Here is a 16,884-nt window from a genome sequence, read left to right as displayed (position 1 = left end):
TCGTCGTCGGCAAGCTCCCCGGCGTCGGCCGAGCGCCGAGAAGCGGTCCAGACCAGTTCGCGGGCCGGAGGCCGTTCCGCGACGATCTCCCCGTGAGGCGCACCGCATGGATCACGTCCCTGGTCGTCATCGCCGCTCTGACGCCGCTGGTCCTGGCCTCGCCGGGCCAGGCGGCGACGGCGTACACGTGGAGCGGCGCGTCGTCGTCGACGTGGAGTGACGCCCGCAACTGGACGCCGTCGGGCATCCCCGCGGACGGCGACTCGGTGACGGTGGGACCGGTCCCCTCCGGCGCCCATCAGACCGTCGACGGCGTCCCCACCGTCCGTCTCGCATCGCTGACGATGATCGGCAACCCTGCGCGCGCGTCGTCGCTGAGCGGCACGGGGCAGGTCACGACCGGTGAGTTGCGCTGGACCGGTGGCGACATCAACCTCGACCTCGTCGTGGCGCCGACGACCTCGAGCACCCCGTCGCTGATCAGCCCCACCCAGACGACACTCGGCTTCGGCCGCGGCGGCGACCAGACTCTGACCCTCGCCGGCCCGGTCGAGCTGACGTCGGGTGCGGCCGCGGGCGACCGGCCCTGGCTCACCTTCTGGTTCGACAGCGGCATGCGGATCGCCGAAGGCGGCACGCTCGAGGTCGATCCCACTGCCCGGCTGCTCGGCAGCCGCTGCTGCTCCGGGACGGCCTCGACCGTCGTGGTCGACGGCGCACTGCGCGTCCGCTCGGCCGGCACCACCGTGCCGTGCGCCTCCCCGGCGAAGCTGGAACAGCTGGGCCTCGACCTGGCCGGCGCGATCGACGTCGCACGTGGGGGCGAGCTCCAGGTCGTCGGCGGACCTATCCGTGTCGGTGGCAACGCCGTCAACAGCACCTCGGGCCCGGCGACGCTGACCGGCGGAGGTCGGTTGACCATCGCCGAGACCGACGGCGACAACTTCCGGCCCGAGAGCCCGCTCGCACCCGACCACACCATGAAGTTCCTCGGCCTCGGCGAGCGGCTCACCCTGGCCGATCGATCCACCCTGGCCCTCGGCGACGACGCGGTCGTCTCGGGTGTCGGCACGATCGCCGGCTCGGGCCAGGTGCGTTTCGCCGGACCGGACATCCGCGGCGAGCTCACGCTCGCCAGCGGGGTCTCGGCGATGACCGAGCGGCAGACCATCACCCGCATCACCGTGCGCGATCCGGCCGTCCGCGGGCAGTCGGGTGCGCTGATCCCGGGCGGCGGGCTGGCGATGACGGGTAACCAGCCGGGCTCGCAACTGTGGGTGATGAGTGGCGCGCGCCTGACCATCCCCGCGGGCGCCCGCCTCACCGTGCCCGACGGCGCGACCGTGGCCGCGGGCGGCTGCTGCACCTCGCTCGGCGTCCTGACGCTGCAGGAGGGCTCCCAGATGCTCGTCGGCGATAGGTCCTCGGCCGACGCCGTGGTGAAGTGGGTCGAGGTCGACGGCCAAGGCCGACTCCAGTTCCGCGGACGCACCGTCTGGGACGTGCCGACGACCCGCTTCACCTCCGCGGCCCGCATCATCGGGACCGGGAGGCTCACCGGTGACCTGAACGCGGGCAACGCCCGGGTGCAGCCCAACGGCGTGTTCACCATCGACGGCGACTACACCGCCGCGGCGGGCGGTCTCTACATCCCGGCGGTCTCCACGGCTGCCGACGCCCCGGGGCGCCTGGTCGTCACCGGGACGGCGCGACTCGCCGGCCGGATGCAGACCACGCGGAGCGGCGAGCAGGCACCCTCGGGCGCCGTCCGCGTTCTTCGGGCGGCCCAGGTCGTCGGCTCCTTCCGCTGCTCGATCGACCCCGGACGGGTGATGAGCACGACGAGCACCGGCGTGACGACGAAGCCGCTCCCGGTCTCCACCGACGGATGCGTCGCCCCCACATCGCGGCGCGTACTGAGCGCGAGCATCGACGGCACGAGATCCGTCAAGATCGCCGCGCCGGCCGGTGCCACCAGCGTGCTGGCGGCGGTGACGGTGTCGCGGGCGATCCGCGCGACCACGGTGACGCTGGACGGCGGCACCTCGTCACGGGGGTCGATCTCGGCTCCGCGTGGGCGGACGGTGAAGCGCACCGTGCTCGTGGGGTTGGGCAGCCGCCGCATGCTCGCGGTCCGGTCGCCGCACCGAGCGACCGTGAGCATCACTCTGCTCGGCTTCGTGGTGACGGATTGATCGACCCGGACTCGGGCACGGCGACGGCCGGTCGCCGCAGGCGCGTGCGATCAGGCGGGAACGGCCTCGCGCGCGACGTCGACGAGGCGGAACAGGTGGGTCTTGTGCAGCATCCGCCGCACGGCGCCGTTGCAGCCGATTAGCCGCAGGTGACGGCCGTCCTGGCCGGCGTAGCGCGACGCCACGGCAAGCACCTTGAGCGCGGTGACATCGGCTGACGCGACCTCGGAGAGGTCGACCACGACCTCGTCGTGGACGGCGATCAGGTCGTAGAGCGCCGCGCGGACCTCCCACGTGCTCCGCACGTCGAAGTCGCCCGCCAGTACGAGCGTGGGACCGCTGGTCACGATGTCCATCGTCACTCCCGAGTGTTGTGTGCCGTGGTGCTCTGGTCGCGTCCTCGTGGTGCCTTCGTTGTCTCGGATGCTGCGACGGGCACGCCCCAGATGTGCCCGTCGCAGTGTTCCTACCCACTACGACGCGCTGGCACGCCCCGAGGTTGCATCTGATGCGCAGATTCTTTCGGCGCCTCACCAGGGCCGCACTCCGCGGCCGCCACCACGGCTCTCGTCCCTGCTCGCTACCGTGGCCCCGTGGTGAATCTGACGCGCATCTACACCCGGACCGGCGACGGCGGGGAGACCCGGCTCGGCGACATGAGCGTCACCACGAAGAACGATCCGCGGCTGCACGCCTACGCCGACGTCGACGAGGCGAACGCGACGCTCGGCCTCGCCGTCACCCTCGGCGGGCTCGAGGACGACGTCGTCGCGGTGCTCATGCACGTGCAGAACGACCTCTTCGATGTCGGCGCCGACTTCTGCACGCCGGTCGTCGCGGACCCGGAGTTCCCGCCGCTGCGCGTGGAACAGGACTACATCGACCGCCTCGAGGGCTGGTGCGACCGGTACAACGCCGACCTTCCGGCGTTGCGCTCGTTCATCCTCAACGGCGGCACGCCCGGCGGTGCCCACCTCCACGTCAGTCGCACCGTCATCCGCCGCGCCGAGCGCTCCGCCTGGGCCGCCTTCGAGGTCCACGGGGAGTCGATGAACAGGCTCGCCATCACCTACCTCAACCGGCTCTCCGACCTGGTGTTCATCCTGGCCCGCCACGCCAACCGCGAGCAGGGCGACGTCCTGTGGGTGCCGGGCGGCGAGCGCGGAGCCTGAGCCTCCGTCCGACCCGTCCCGCAGCGGACGATCACGTCCAGGCGGCGACCTGCGCCCGCGTGGGGTGCCACGGCTCGATGCGCAATCGCATGCCCGCCTCGGACGGCGTCCGGTTGCCCTTGCGCTCGTTGCACGGGCCGCAGGCGGCGACGGTGTTCTCCCAGGTCCAGGTGCCGCCGCGGGATCGGGGCACGAGATGGTCGACGGTCCGGGCCACCGCGCCGCAGTAGGCGCAGCAGTAGCGATCGCGGACCAGGACGCCCTGCCGGGTGAAGCCGGCGGGTCGGTAGAGCCATTTCGTCGCGACGTAGCGCACCAGCCGCAACGCACGCGGCCATTGGTAGGGCCCGATCATCCGCTCGCCGTGGGCCTCGTGGACGACGGCGACCTCGCGCACGAGCATCTTCACCGCGTGCTGGAAGCTGACCCGACCCATCGGCTCGAACGAGGCGTTGTAGAGCAGCACCGAGCCCGTCAGTGTGCTCACGGCCGACCACCTCCTCGCAGGCGTCAGGTCCAGAGTAGATGCGAGGAAGTCAACGCACCCGCGATTTCCTCGCGGTTGAGAGCGCGTTGTCGGGATGTGAACGGCCGACGACGCTCAGCCACCAGGGCGTCGCGTCGTCCTCCCGGTACGCGCGTGCCATCGCCACCGCGACCTCCTCCAGACGGGGCCAGGCCATCCCCTCCGGTTCCGCCGCCCCAGCGCGCAGCAGGTCGGCGGCCTCCTGCCAGGCACCGGCATCCACCGGGAGCGGGAGGTCGAGCAGCTGGCGTGCGCTGAAGCGGTGCGACGTCGCCGATCGGCCGGCACCGAGATACCGACCGACGGTCGCGGCGGCGATCGGCGGCGCGGTCAGCACAGCCAGGACCCGCCACAGCCCGTCCACGTCGTCAGGGACGACGCTGACCACCGGCACCGAGGGCAGCCAGACACCGTCGGGGTCGGCGACGCCCTCGATCACGCGACCCTGAGCCGCGACGAGGACCTTCGGCACGCGTCGTGCGGCAGCCCACGTCGCCAGCCGCTCGTCGGCGGCCAGCGAGGACAGGTCGACCACGGGGCGCTGCAAGCGTCGTCCGGCGAACGTCGCCGCGCGCCGACCCCACAGCGACAGGCCGGGCTCGATCAGACCGGACGTGATCAGCGGGGCCCAGCGATCGACGTCGTGGAGGTCGGGAGCCTCGGTCACGTGCGGCACGAGGCCGTAGAACTGATCACGGAAGTCGGAGGTCGCGGTGGCCAGCGCGGCGAGCGTGGCCCGGCTCCCCCGCGCCGCCACCGGACGGACCACCGGCAGAGGCACCGACGGCGCTGCCAGGGGTCCCCACTCGAGCTCGGGCGGCGCGATGTCGGGTCCGCGCTGGAAGCCGGGCCCGTGCCAGGTCGGCACCGCCTCACGGCCCGCATCGGTGGCCCCGCAGCGGACGACGACGACGCACGCCAGCACCGAGACGCCGGGGAACACCGAGGTACGCGAGGCCCAGAAGGCCGTGATCCCTCCGCGGTCGGTCGCCAGGCGCCGCACGCTGGCGGTGTCTCGTGCGGCGAGCACCGACCACGGTTGGACGAGCGCGACGACGCCGTCGCCGGCGACATGGTCACGCAGCGCCTGCTCCAGGAAGCGAGCGCTCACGTCGGCGTAGGGCCCCAGGCTCGATCCCGAGTCGGACGCGTCGACGCGCGTGCCAGGAGCCGACCTCGGCACGGGGCGTCGGGTGGCGCGACGCATCTGCCCCAGGAACGGCGGGTTGCCGAGGACGACGTCGAACGGTCCTCCGGGAACGGTCGCGAGGCCATCGGCTCGACGCAGCCCCGCCTCGAGGCCGACGTCGATGACGTCCGCGCCGTCCGGACCGGCTAGCGCACGCAGCCGGGCCCGGGCGATCCGGACCGCGACGTCGTCCACGTCGGTGCCGTGCATCGACTGCACCACCTGCCGCGCCGGGTGGCCCAGATCGACGAGCCGCCGCGCGAGCGCGAGGAGCAGGTTGCCCGTGCCGCACGCCGGATCGAGCACGCGCGGAATCCGGCGGTCGATCGGCCACGCCTCGGCGACCCGGTCGACCATCCAGTCCGCCAGGGCAGGCGGCGTGTAGTAGACACCCTCGGCGGCGCGGCGCTCCACCAGCGACTCATAGACCGCGCCGAGGTGCTCGATCGCGCCGTCCTCGGTCCACGGCTCGAGATCGCGCGGCGCGGGCGCGCCGTCCAGGACGGCGAGCACCTCCTGCCAGACGTCGATCGGCGCGTCGAGACGCGCGGCCGCCGCCTCGACACTCGCCCGCCACCGCTCCACGGACGCATCTTGACCGAACGCGGACGTCCGAGGCATCTCGGCGGGTCGCCTCCGTCCCGGAGTGTGGGGCGGAGTGGCGGCGCCGTCGGCCACACTGGACTCGTGGCCACGGTGGATGCTCCGCCGGCGGGCGGGGGCGACCCGCTCGCCGGGTTCAGCGAGCCCACGCGCACCTGGTTCTCCGCCGCTTTCGCAGCCCCGACACCGGCCCAGGTCGGCGCCTGGTCGGCGATCTCCGCCGGCCGGAACGCGCTCGTGGTCGCACCCACCGGATCCGGCAAGACGCTCAGTGCCTTCCTCTGGTCCCTCGACCGGTTGATGCGGACGCCGCCGCCCACCCCGACCGCCGGATCGCTCCCGGCCTCTGGGGACGGCGCGGCCGGTGCCCGCACCCGTGTGCTGTACATCAGCCCGCTCAAGGCCCTCGGCGTCGACGTCGAGCGCAACCTCCGGGCACCGCTGACCGGCATCCGGGTGACCGCCGAGCGGCTCGGCATCCCGGTGCCGGACGTGCGGGTCGGTGTCCGGTCCGGCGACACCAGCGCCGCGGACCGTCGACGGCTGACCACCGCGCCTCCCGACGTCCTGATCACCACCCCCGAGTCGCTCTTCCTCATGCTGACCAGTCGCGCGCGCGAATCGCTGCGGGGCGTGGAGACGGTCGTGCTCGATGAGGTGCACGCCGTCGCCGGCAGCAAGCGCGGCGCCCACCTCGCCGTCAGCCTGGAGCGACTCGACGCCCTGCTCCCGCGGCCGGCCCAGCGGATCGGGCTCTCGGCCACGGTGCGCCCGCTGGAGGAGGTGGCCCGGTTCCTCGGCGGCACGGCGCCGGTCGACATCGTCGCACCTGCGTCGGAGAAGCAGTGGGATCTCCAGGTCGTGGTGCCGGTCGCCGACATGACCGCTCCCGGCCCGGTCTCTCGTCCTGGACCCGCGGAGGAGACGGACACCGCAGACGACGAGGACGACGGCGGAAGCGGCGCGAGCCTGTGGCCACACGTGGAGGAGTCGGTGGCCGACCTGATCGAGAAGCACACCTCGACGATCGTCTTCGCCAACTCCCGACGGCTCGCCGAGCGACTGACCGCGCGGCTGAACACCATCGCGACCGAGCGGGCCACCGGCGTCGCGCCGGTCGAGATCCCGGCGGCGATGCTCGGCGGCAGCGGCATCAGTGCGCCCCCCGAGGACACGGACAGGCGCGACGACGCAGATCCGGCCGACGCCGTGGTGATCGCCAAGGCCCACCACGGCTCGGTGAGCAAGGAGCAGCGGGGCCTGATCGAGGACGACCTCAAGCGCGGCCGGCTGCCGGCAGTGGTCGCGACCAGCAGCCTCGAGCTCGGCATCGACATGGGCTCGGTCGATCTCGTGGTGCAGATCGAGTCGCCCCCGAGCGTGGCGAGTGCGCTGCAACGCGTGGGTCGTGCCGGCCACCAGGTCGGCGAGGTCTCGCGCGGAGTCCTCTTCCCCAAACACCGCGGCGATCTGGCACAGACCGCGGTATCGGTGGAGCGGATGCGCGCGGGCGAGATCGAGTCGCTGCGGGTGCCGACCAACCCGCTGGACGTCCTCGCCCAGCAGATCGTGGCGGCCTGCGCGCTGGACGAGCTCGACATCGACCAGCTGTTCGCGCTCGTGCGGCGATCCGCACCGTTCACCCAGCTGCCGCGTTCGGCGTACGAGGCCGTGCTGGACCTGCTGAGCGGCCGCTACCCCAGCGAGGAGTTCGCCGAGTTACGTCCTCGCGTCGTGTGGGACCGGGTGGCGGGCACCATCACCGGTCGGCCGGGTGCGCAACGCCTCGCCGTCACCAGCGGCGGCACCATCCCCGACCGTGGTCTCTTCGGGGTCTTCCTCGTCGGGGCCGAGCAGGGGGCCGGACGTCGGGTGGGCGAGCTCGACGAGGAGATGGTCTACGAATCACGCGTCGGCGACGTGTTCGCGCTCGGCGCGACCAGCTGGCGTATCGAGGACATCACCCACGATCGCGTTCTGGTCACACCGGCCCCGGGGATCCCTGGGCGCCTCCCCTTCTGGAAGGGCGACTCGCTGGGTCGACCGGCCGAGCTCGGTGCGGCGATCGGCCGATTCACCCGCGAGCTGGGGGCTCTCCCTCAGGACGCGGCTGAGCGACGAGCCGCCAGCGCGGGCCTCGATGCGTGGGCAGCGGCCAACCTGGTCGCCTACGTGCGTGAGCAGGCCGAGGCGACGCAGGTGCTGCCGACCGACTCGCTCATCCTGGTCGAACGCTTCCGCGACGAGCTCGGCGACTGGCGCCTGGTCGTCCACTCCCCCTACGGCACTCCCGTCCACGCGCCGTGGGCCCTGGCGATCAACGCCCGTCTCCGCGAGCGGCACGGTGTCGACGGCCAGGCGCTGGCCTCCGACGACGGCATCGTCATCCGCGTCCCCGACACCGACGCGGAGCCGCCCGGCGCGGATCTCGTCGTCTTCGAGGCCGACGAGCTCGACGACCTCGTCACCCGGGAGGTCGGTGGCTCGGCGCTCTTCGCCGCGCGGTTCCGTGAGTGCGCCGCGCGCGCCCTGCTCCTCCCTCGACGTGACCCCGGCCGGCGCTCCCCGCTGTGGCAGCAGCGCCAACGTGCCGCGGCCCTGTTGGAGGTCGCGGTCAAGTACCCGTCGTTCCCGATCGTTCTCGAGGCCGTCCGGGAGTGTCTGCAGGACGTCTACGACCTGCCCGCACTGGTCGACCTCCACCGCGCCATCGAGCGTCGCGAGGTCGTCGTCACCGACGTCACCACCCACTCACCGTCGCCGTTCGCGCGGTCGCTGCTCTTCGGATACGTCGCCCAGTTCATGTACGAGGGCGACTCTCCGATCGCCGAGCGTCGCGCCGCGGCACTCTCCCTCGACCAGGGCCTGCTCGCCGAGCTGCTCGGCCGGGCCGAGCTGCGTGAGCTTCTCGACGCCGACGTGCTCGCCGAGGTCGAGGAGCAGCTCCAACGTCTCTCCTCCGACCGCCGGGTCCGCGACGCCGAGGGACTGGTCGACCTGCTGCGCCTGCTCGGCCCGTTGACCGACGACGAGATCGCCGCACGATCGACCTCGCCCGAGGCGATCACCAGCTGGATCGACCACCTCCAGACGGCGCGCCGCGTGGTGCGGATCCGGCTCTCCGGTCGCGACTGCTGGGCGATCGTCGAGGACGTCGCCCGCCTGCGCGACGGTCTCGGCGTCCCGGTTCCGCCCGGCACCCCGGACGTCTTCGCCGAGCCGGTCGAGGACCCGCTCGGCGACCTGGTCGCTCGGTACGCCCGCACCCACGGCCCGTTCACCGTCGCCGACGTCGGGGAGCGGCTGGGTCTGGGTTCTGCCGTCGTGGCCCATACCCTCCAGCGGCTCGCGGCGCAGGGGCGCGTCGTGGAGGGCGAGTTCAGGCCGGCGGGAACAGGGGCGGAGTGGTGTGACGCCGAAGTGCTGCGTCGGTTGCGACGACGGTCTCTCGCACATCTGCGTCAGCAGGTCGAGCCCGTCGAGCGCTCGGCGTTGGCGCGCTTCCTTCCCGTCTGGCAGCACTGCCAGGGTCGCGGGCTGCGCGGCGTGGACGGTGTGCTGACCGCCGTCGAGCAGCTCGCTGGATGCCCGCTGCCCGCCAGCGCGCTGGAGTCGCTGGTGCTGCCGGCGAGGGTGCGCGACTACGCGCCAGGAATGCTCGACGAACTCACCGCCACCGGCGAGGTCACGTGGTGCGGCCACGGACCGATCTCCGGCTCCGACGGCTGGGTGAGCCTGCACCTGGCCGACCAGGCGCCGCTGACCCTGCCCGACGCCGACGTCGACGACGTCCCCGAACTGGCCGAGCGCGTACTCGAGGTCCTCGCCGGGGGTGGCGGATGGTTCTTCCGGCCACTCGCCGAGGCCGCCGGCTGCACCGACGACGCGGCTCTCTCGGCCGCGCTGTGGGATCTGGTCTGGCGGGGCCACCTGACCAACGACACCGTGACGCCGTTGCGCGCACTGACCCGCGCCGGGGCCCCTGCCCACCGCAGCCGACGTCCACCGCCCCGCACCGGCCGACCGGGCCGCACCGTCCGCTCGGGTCCCCCGGAGACGGCGGGGCGCTGGGCCCTGCTCCCGGCACGCGAGGCCGACCCGACCCGGCGGGCGCACGCCCACGCGGAACGTCTGCTCGACCGGCACGGTCTCGTGGTCCGCGGAGCTGTGATGAACGAGCGCACGACCGGCGGCTTCGCCGCGGTGTACCGGGTGCTCGCCCGCTTCGAGGAGAGCGGACGCTGCCGACGTGGCTACTTCGTGGACGGACTCGGAGCCGCGCAGTTCGGCACGGCCGGCGCCGTCGATCGCCTCCGCACCTTCGGCGAGGTCGACCCGGCGGCGCCCCCGACGACGGTGACCTTGGCCGCGACCGATCCGGCCAATCCGTACGGCGCGGCACTGCCGTGGCCCGGCGGCGACGGCGGCCATCGGCCAGGTCGCAAGGCGGGGGCGCTCGTCGTCCTGGTCGACGGCGATCTCGCGCTCTACGTCGAGCGCGGTGGGCGCACACTGCTCACCTGGACTGAGGACGCCGTCGCGCTGACGGCCGCGACGTCGGCGCTCGCCGATCGCGTGCGCGCGGGTGCCCTCGGACGTCTGACCGTCGAGCGAGCGGACGGAGTACCGGTGCTGGGAGCTGGGGCCACGCCGTTGCGGCAGGCCCTGGACGCTGCCGGGTTCGTCGCGACGCCGCAGGGATTGAGGATCCGCGGTGCCGGAGGGTGACACCGTCTTCCGCTCAGCGCGTCTCCTGGATCGCGCACTGTCGGGCCACGAGCTGGTCGGATCCGACTTCCGCGTTCCCGAGCTGGCCACCGTCGACCTCCGCGGTGCCACCGTCGAACGCACCCGTTCGCGCGGCAAGCATCTCCTGACTCGACTCGTCGACGTCGACGGCGGCCGGTGGACGCTGCACACCCACCTGAAGATGGAGGGGGCCTGGCGCATCATCGAGGACGGCGAGCGGTGGCGGCGGCCGGCGCACCAGGCCCGCGTCGTGCTGACCGTGCCGCGACGTCAGGCAGTGGGATTCTCGCTCGGCATCGTCGAGCTGCTCCCGACCGCCGAGGAGGAGGCCCTGCTGGGCTATCTCGGCCCCGACCTGCTCGGGCCGGACTGGAGCGAGGAGATCGCCCTCGCCCGTCTGACCGCCGACCCCGCGATACCGCTCCACCAGGCCCTGCTCGACCAGCGCAACCTGGCGGGCATCGGGAACATGTACGCGGCCGAGCTGTGCTTCATCTCCGGCTACCACCCCCGGCAACCTGTGGGCGAGGTCGATCGGCTCGCACGGCTGGTGCGGCGGGCGCGCCAGATGCTCGACCTCAACAAAGAGCGAGCGATTCAGGCGACCACGGGCGACCTGCGCGAGCCGCACTGGGTCTACCGTCGCGACGGTCGAGCGTGCCGCCGCTGCGGTGCGACCATCGAGGTCGACATGGCGGGCCCGAGCGGCCGCGAGCGAGCGATCTACTGGTGTCCCGCCTGCCAACCGGTGCCGACCGACGCGACCTGAGCCTGCTCCGGCTCTGTCAGGCGGCCGAGGCGACGACGTCGGGGTGCGAACGGGCCGCGAGCGGCGCCGAGATCGGGATCGTCTGGAGCGCGGCCTCCTCGAGCGCCACGGCATCGGACACCTCGCGGAGTACCGCGGAGAGGGGCATCTCCAGAGCGCCGCACAGCGAGGCGAGCAACTCGGAGGACGCCTCCTTCTGACCGCGCTCGATCTCGGAGATGTAGCCGAGTGAGACCCGGGCCTCGGCGGAGACCTCACGCAGCGTCATCCCGCGCTCGATACGACGATCGCGCAGCACGTCCCCCAGCATCCGCCGGAACAGCACCATCGCGGTCTCCTTCCGCTCGCCCACGTCTGCCGCAACGCTACCGGATCGGTCCTTCTTCCCTGCTGAGGATCGACGATGTGGCCCCGGTCCTGAGAAGTCGCTGGTCTCAGTGGCACCGACACGCGCTGGCCCGGTCGGCCGGATCGAGGCCACCGCCGCGCGTTGACCCGTCTTGAGACAGAGACGGGTCAACGTGGGCGCGTCAACGTGGGCGGCCTACCGAGCAGGATCAGAGGAGCACCCGGAACCTCAGCGAGTGCTCACCGGCGGCCACCTCGTCGTCGCCCGAGTACCGGATCCGCACCTGCTTGGCACCAGGCACCAGGTAGCCGGGCAACGTCACCTGGGCGACGCCGTCGACGAGACGTGCCCGCAGTGCGAGGAGGCGATCGTGGACGACGACCGTCCCGGACGCCGGTCGCCCACCCTCGGTCGTCACGGCGATGCGGAGGCGCACGGGGCGCAGCCACCGCACCGGATCGGGCTGGACCGTCGTCTCGAACCGCGGCGGACTCGGCTCCTGCGGCTCCTCGGACCCCGCGCCCGGGAGGTCGATGCCGACGATCTCCGGGTTGTGGTCGGAGGCCCGGAAGGGTGACGCGTCGTAGAGCCTGGTGATGTTGGCGTCGAATCGGCTGTACTCGTAGAAGACCGGCTCGTAGGCGTTGGTCGTCCAGATGTCGACGTCGCTGACCAGCGCCGCGGCGGCCTCGTTGGCGAAGACGTGATCAAGCGACCCCACGGCACCGTCGAAGCTGTAGCTGCGCTCGTGCGGATCGGTGGTCGGCTCGAGATTGGTGTAGCCGGCCGCCTCGATGGCCTGGACCGGGTCCTCGGCGGAGTAGGCGTTGAAGTCGCCGGTGAGGAAGACGGGCCCGACACCACGATCACGCGCCACTTCATCGGCGAACCGTACGAGCGCCTCGGCCTGGGCGACCCGGTCTGCGTTCGCATTGCCTTGGCCGTCGGGGTCCGGTGTGCCCGAGCCCTTGGACTTGAAGTGGTTCACGATCACCAGGAACGCATCGTCGAGACCGGTGGCTCCCTGCGGCGCGAACACCTGAGCCAGCGGCTGACGCGCGTTGTCGAACGCCGCCTCTCCCCCCAGGATCTGGGACTCACCCACCAGACGGACTGCTGACGGATCGTAGATGAAGGCCGTGCGGATGACGTCCTCGTTCGCGGGCACCTCGGCCGGTGACGGCGCGAACCGCCATCGCTCGCGCCCGGCGTTCTCGTTGAGTGCCGCGACCAGCGCAGCGACCGCCTCGTCGCGGTCGTCTCGGTCGACGACCGCGGAGTTCTCGATCTCCTCCAACGAGACGATGTCGGCACCGAGCGCGTTGATCGAGGCCACGATCTTGGCCTGCTGCCGGGCGAGATTCGCCGCATCCCAGGCTCCGCGCGGACCGCCGTCGGGGCACGATCGGACGGTGATCGGAGCACCGGTGCGGTCGTTGTAGGCGGTGCACGCACCGTCCTGGTCCACGCCGAGCGTGGTGAAGTAGTTCAGCACGTTGAACGTGCCGAGCGCGACGTCGCCGCCGACGTCGGCCGGGGCGGCTGCGCGGTCCTGCGCGAAGGAGATGCCGCGAGGAACGCCCACGACCTGGCCCTGCGGTTGGAGCTTCCAGCCGAAGCGGAAGTCCAGGACCACCGGATCGCTGAATGTGACGGCGGCCCCGACGCGCACGGTGTGGTCTGGGGTGAGCCAGGGGTAGGGCAACGCACTGCCGGCGGCGGTGGCGTAGTTCGTGCTCGACCCGTCGTCGAGCACGATGCGGTGGGCATCGTTGTACGCGGTGCGAGCCGCGATCCCCGGGCGGTCCTGGGCGTCGATCACCTCGGTCGGAGTGATCAGCGGGATCTCGCTCTGTGCGGCCAGGCCGATCTCGCCGTACATCGCGCTGGACGGCGACGCACCGGCCTGGAAGGCCGAGCCGTCGTAGCTGTCGGTCACGGTCACCGGCCCGCGCGGTAGGAACAGCTCACCCTCGTGCGCCTCACGGGCGGCCTCGAGGGCCGCGTCGGTGAGGCAGCGGTCGCCGGGAAGTTCGCAGTCGGTTCCTGGGATCACCGCACGCGGGGTGATCGGCTCGAGATCGGGGATCGGGGTGATCGAGCCTCCGCTCGCGGTGATCTCGGTCAGCCCTTGATACTCGCTGACGGCTCCGGTCACCCGGCGCGAGGCGCCGACCTCGGGGTAGTCGCCGACCGCAAGCGCCGGGGTGTAGACGAAGACGGCGTCCGAGGCACCGGGGGTCGCGTCCTGCTCACCGCCGCTGCCGGCGGTCTGGAGGTAGAAGCCACGGAAGCCCCCCGTGGGGAACGATGCCGTGACCACGCCTTCGACCGTGACGGTCGCGCCTGCGAGCGGCGAGGCGGAGCCGGTGCCCTGGACGGCGGCGATCTCCACGACGTCAGCGGCCTGGGACGGGGCGGAGGCATCCACGCGAGCGGGACCGAGCAGGGTCGCGCTCGAGAGGAGTGCCGTGACGACGACCACCGCGATGGATCCGGTCCGGGGGCGGCGACGTGGGGCTGTGCTGGGGTGGGACATGGGGTGGTGCCTTCCGAGAGTTTGAGGTCGCGCAGTAGGGGCTGTCGTGGTGGGCGTCGCTCCGGTGCGTGCATGAGTGCCGCCGAGGAGGGAGGCGTGCCGGAGGCACGGCGACCTCTGGAGTTGGTGCTCAGGTGCGTGCGGGGGCGGCGGCCAGCCGACATCTGCCCTACTGGCGGGACTTCTCAATCCCACGGCGCTCGACGAGCGAGCGACGTGGCCCGAGAGAGATCGGCACCCCGCTGACGAGGTGCGGCGGGTGGGGCGGCGCGATGGCGCCGCCCCACCCAGCGCTAGGTCAGCGCTTGCGAGGCTGGACGACGAACACGATCCGCTTGCCGGCGGCGTTGGTCGTCTGGTTGCCCGCGTAGGCGACCGTGACGACCTTGCGACCCGGCTTGGCGACCTTGCCCAGCGAGAGCGTGGCACGGCCGTTCTTCAGGGTGACCGTGCGGACCTTCCCGTTGAACTTCACCAGCACCTTGCCGGCCGCGGGGCCACCCGCACGGCGGACGCTGATCGTCACCTTCACCGGCGCCTTGCCCGCCACCACGCGTCGCGGGGTCACCGTTCCGGTGATCTTCGCGTCGGCCTTCGGAGCTGCGGCGATCGTGATGGGGACCGTGATCGAGGTACCCGTCGTGGCACCCGTGACGGTCAGCGCACGACGGCCCGGAGCGGCCGATGCCGGCACGACCACCGAGACCGAGGCCTTGCCTGCCTCGTCGTCGGTGGCTCCCGGGGCGACGGTGTTGTCCACCGGTGCCGACCCGAGGGTCACCCCGCCGAGCTTCACCTCGACCTCGGTGTCGGTCGCGTCTCCGGCACCGCTCATCGCGAGCGAGGAGACGTCGAACGCCACGGTCTGCCCCGGCCGGTACGTCGCCGGCGCACCCGCGGGGAAGGTCACCCCGACCGCGCGCTGACCGTAGTCGACCGGAAGGTTGTCGTCGGCGAACTCGGCGAGGTAGTCCACCATCGCCGCGAGATCGACCTTGCCGGAGTCGCGCATCTGGGTGGCGTCGCGGAACACCGTGAAGTTGTCGCCACCCGCCGCGAGGAACGAGTTCGCGGTCACCGAATACGACGTCGCGTCCTGCACCGCGGTGCCGTTCAACCACATCCCGGTGATCCGGGAGCCGGCCGCAGCCGCCGGGTCGTAGGTGTAGGTGAAGCCCTCGGAGACGCCGAGCCGGAGGAACGGTCGCGAGGAGCCCGTCGGCTGCCACTGCTGCTCGAGCAGCGCCGCGATCTGGGCTCCGGTCATCCGCATATTGACCAACGTGTTGGCGAACGGCTGCACCACGGCCGCCTGCTTGTAGGTCAACGTCCGCGGGAAGGCGTCGGTACCGGATCCGGTCATGTCGGCGCGCAGGCCACCGGGATTCATGAAGGCGATCTGGGCCGACCCGGACTCGGTGGCCGACGTCGCCCAGCGCTGCACCTCGGCGACCAGGTTGCCCAGCGAGGATTCGCCGCCGCGGTTCTCGGCGAACGTCTGCGGGTTGTCCGGGGCAGGACGGCGCGCGCGGCTGAAGGCCCCGCCGATCTTGCCGAGCGGCGCCGCGCCGAGTACGTCGGCCTGGGTCACCGCCTTGTCGACGATGGTCTTGGTCGCCGCATCGGCGGGGAACTTCGCGGTCCAGGTCGGCGTAGCCGCCTGGCAGGTGTCGTTGCAGGAGGCGAGCGCGAGCAGCTCGTGCTCGACGCCGGTCAGTTGGTTGGCCGCCGCGTCGTAGGAGAAGCCCAGACGGTTCAGGTTCATGCCGTACTGACCGGCCGAGACCACCGAGCGCTCCTTGACCGGGCGGTCCGCCCAGGCGGCCACGGGGAACGAGCAGTCGTAGGCAAGGTGGGTGTGCCCCGACACGATGGCGTCGACGTTGGCGTTGACGCCGGTGACGATGCTGCCGAAGTCGGAGGTCGGGTCGTCGTCCATGGTGGCGCAGTTCGTCGAGGGAGCACCCTCGTGGACGAGCATGACGACGATGTCGACGCCGGACGCCTTGAGAGCGTCGGCCTCGGTGTTGACCGCGGCCACGACGTCGGTGATCTGCAGCTGGGAGATGCCGGCCGGCGAGACGAGCTCGGGCAGGTGCTCGGTCACGGCTCCGACGAAGCCCACCTTGACCTCCGAGGCGCTGCCGGGGTTGAAGGTCTTGACCCAGGTCGGATCCAGAGCCGGGTTCCCGTTCGACTTCAGCTTCACGTTGGCAGCGAGGTACTTCCAGGAGGCGCCGCCGTCGGGGTTGCTGGCCGAGGCCGGCTTGAGGACGCGGTTGACGAGGTCGTCATAGCCCTGGTCGAACTCGTGATTTCCGGCCGCCGAGACTTCCAGACCCGCCTCGTTGAGCGCGTCGATCGTCGGCTTGTCGTTCGCCACGAACGACTCGAACGTCGAGGCTCCGATGAGGTCGCCTGCGGCGGCGAAGACCGTATTGGCGTACTGCGTGCGCATCTGGTCGACGGCACCTGCCAGCACCGCGGCACCGGCCTCGGCGCCGTTGGAACGAATACGACCATGGAAGTCGTTGGTCGCCACGATGTTGACGTACACGGGGTCGGCGGCCTGCGCCGGAGCAGCGCCGAAGGCGACCGGCACGAGCGCCGTCGCGGTCAGGACGGCCGCCCCGACGAGGGCGACGCTGCGGCGCCGTCCGTGGGGAGGAGTTGCACGACTGGACACGGAACGGACCTGCCTTCGAGTAGGTGACCTGGGCCACAGACCCTAGTCCGTTCTAGCTACTTCTGCGCTAGTGCTCGGTTGCCGTTCGGCGACGATCGTGTTGCGTG

At 71.9% G+C, this 16,884-nt stretch carries 10 protein-coding genes; 4 read left to right on the top strand and 6 right to left on the bottom strand.

What is annotated here, in order from left to right; all coding sequences use genetic code 11:
* The first annotated feature begins 92 nt into the window (after window positions 1-92).
* A complete protein-coding gene (locus KSO97_RS01100) occupies window positions 93-2,195 on the top strand; it encodes a hypothetical protein (protein ID WP_232675957.1) in 2,103 nt (700 codons plus the stop codon).
* 50 nt (window positions 2,196-2,245) lie between these two features.
* On the opposite strand, the gene KSO97_RS01095 is transcribed toward KSO97_RS01100, so the two are convergent.
* Window positions 2,246-2,551: an STAS domain-containing protein gene (locus tag KSO97_RS01095; protein WP_232675956.1), complete on the bottom strand. Its 306-nt coding sequence runs from the start codon at window positions 2,549-2,551 to the stop codon at window positions 2,246-2,248.
* 237 nt (window positions 2,552-2,788) lie between these two features.
* Here KSO97_RS01095 and KSO97_RS01090 point away from each other — a divergent pair, with 237 nt between their 5' ends.
* A complete protein-coding gene (locus tag KSO97_RS01090) occupies window positions 2,789-3,367 on the top strand; it encodes a cob(I)yrinic acid a,c-diamide adenosyltransferase (RefSeq protein ID WP_232675955.1) in 579 nt (192 codons plus the stop codon).
* A gap of 31 nt (window positions 3,368-3,398) precedes the next feature.
* On the opposite strand, the gene KSO97_RS01085 is transcribed toward KSO97_RS01090, so the two are convergent.
* Together KSO97_RS01085 and KSO97_RS01080 are read right to left on the bottom strand one after the other, a co-directional pair.
* A complete protein-coding gene (locus KSO97_RS01085; RefSeq protein ID WP_232675954.1) occupies window positions 3,399-3,854 on the bottom strand; it encodes an HNH endonuclease in 456 nt (151 codons plus the stop codon).
* Window positions 3,855-3,903: 49 nt separating this feature from the next.
* A complete protein-coding gene (locus tag KSO97_RS01080; protein ID WP_232675953.1) occupies window positions 3,904-5,667 on the bottom strand; it encodes an N-6 DNA methylase in 1,764 nt (587 codons plus the stop codon).
* 102 nt (window positions 5,668-5,769) lie between these two features.
* Between KSO97_RS01080 and KSO97_RS01075 the strand changes: the two genes are divergently transcribed.
* Both KSO97_RS01075 and KSO97_RS01070 read left to right on the top strand, forming a co-directional pair.
* Window positions 5,770-10,413, top strand: coding sequence for an ATP-dependent helicase (locus tag KSO97_RS01075; protein ID WP_374198424.1), 4,644 nt, complete (start codon window positions 5,770-5,772; stop codon window positions 10,411-10,413).
* Entirely contained in the window at window positions 10,400-11,203 is an 804-nt protein-coding gene (locus KSO97_RS01070) for a DNA-formamidopyrimidine glycosylase family protein (RefSeq protein ID WP_232675951.1), read from the top strand. The genes KSO97_RS01075 and KSO97_RS01070 overlap by 14 nt, the downstream gene beginning before the upstream one ends.
* 16 nt (window positions 11,204-11,219) lie before the next feature.
* On the opposite strand, the gene KSO97_RS01065 is transcribed toward KSO97_RS01070, so the two are convergent.
* The 3 genes from KSO97_RS01065 to KSO97_RS01055 all read right to left on the bottom strand — a co-directional run bounded on the left by KSO97_RS01065 (window position 11,220) and on the right by KSO97_RS01055 (window position 16,777).
* A complete protein-coding gene (locus tag KSO97_RS01065) occupies window positions 11,220-11,531 on the bottom strand; it encodes a helix-turn-helix domain-containing protein (RefSeq protein WP_232676108.1) in 312 nt (103 codons plus the stop codon).
* 229 nt (window positions 11,532-11,760) lie between these two features.
* Window positions 11,761-14,091: an ExeM/NucH family extracellular endonuclease gene (locus KSO97_RS01060; RefSeq protein ID WP_232675948.1), complete on the bottom strand. Its 2,331-nt coding sequence runs from the start codon at window positions 14,089-14,091 to the stop codon at window positions 11,761-11,763.
* A gap of 298 nt (window positions 14,092-14,389) precedes the next feature.
* Entirely contained in the window at window positions 14,390-16,777 is a 2,388-nt protein-coding gene (locus tag KSO97_RS01055) for a bifunctional UDP-sugar hydrolase/5'-nucleotidase (RefSeq protein ID WP_232675947.1), read from the bottom strand.
* Window positions 16,778-16,884 lie beyond the last annotated feature (107 nt).

The sequence above is a fragment of the Nocardioides sp. R-C-SC26 genome, assembly GCF_021246465.1.
Lineage (GTDB): Bacteria > Actinomycetota > Actinomycetes > Propionibacteriales > Nocardioidaceae > Nocardioides.
This window is presented reverse-complemented; position numbering and strand designations above follow the sequence as displayed.

Excerpts from the sequence above, each read along its gene's own strand:
- KSO97_RS01095 (WP_232675956.1), bottom strand. The coding sequence starts at position 2,551 with ATGGACATCGTGACCAGCGGTCCCACGCTCGTACTGGCGGGCGACTTC.
- KSO97_RS01065 (WP_232676108.1), bottom strand. The coding sequence starts at position 11,531 with ATGGTGCTGTTCCGGCGGATGCTGGGGGACGTGCTGCGCGATCGTCGT.
- KSO97_RS01060 (WP_232675948.1), bottom strand. The coding sequence starts at position 14,091 with ATGTCCCACCCCAGCACAGCCCCACGTCGCCGCCCCCGGACCGGATCC.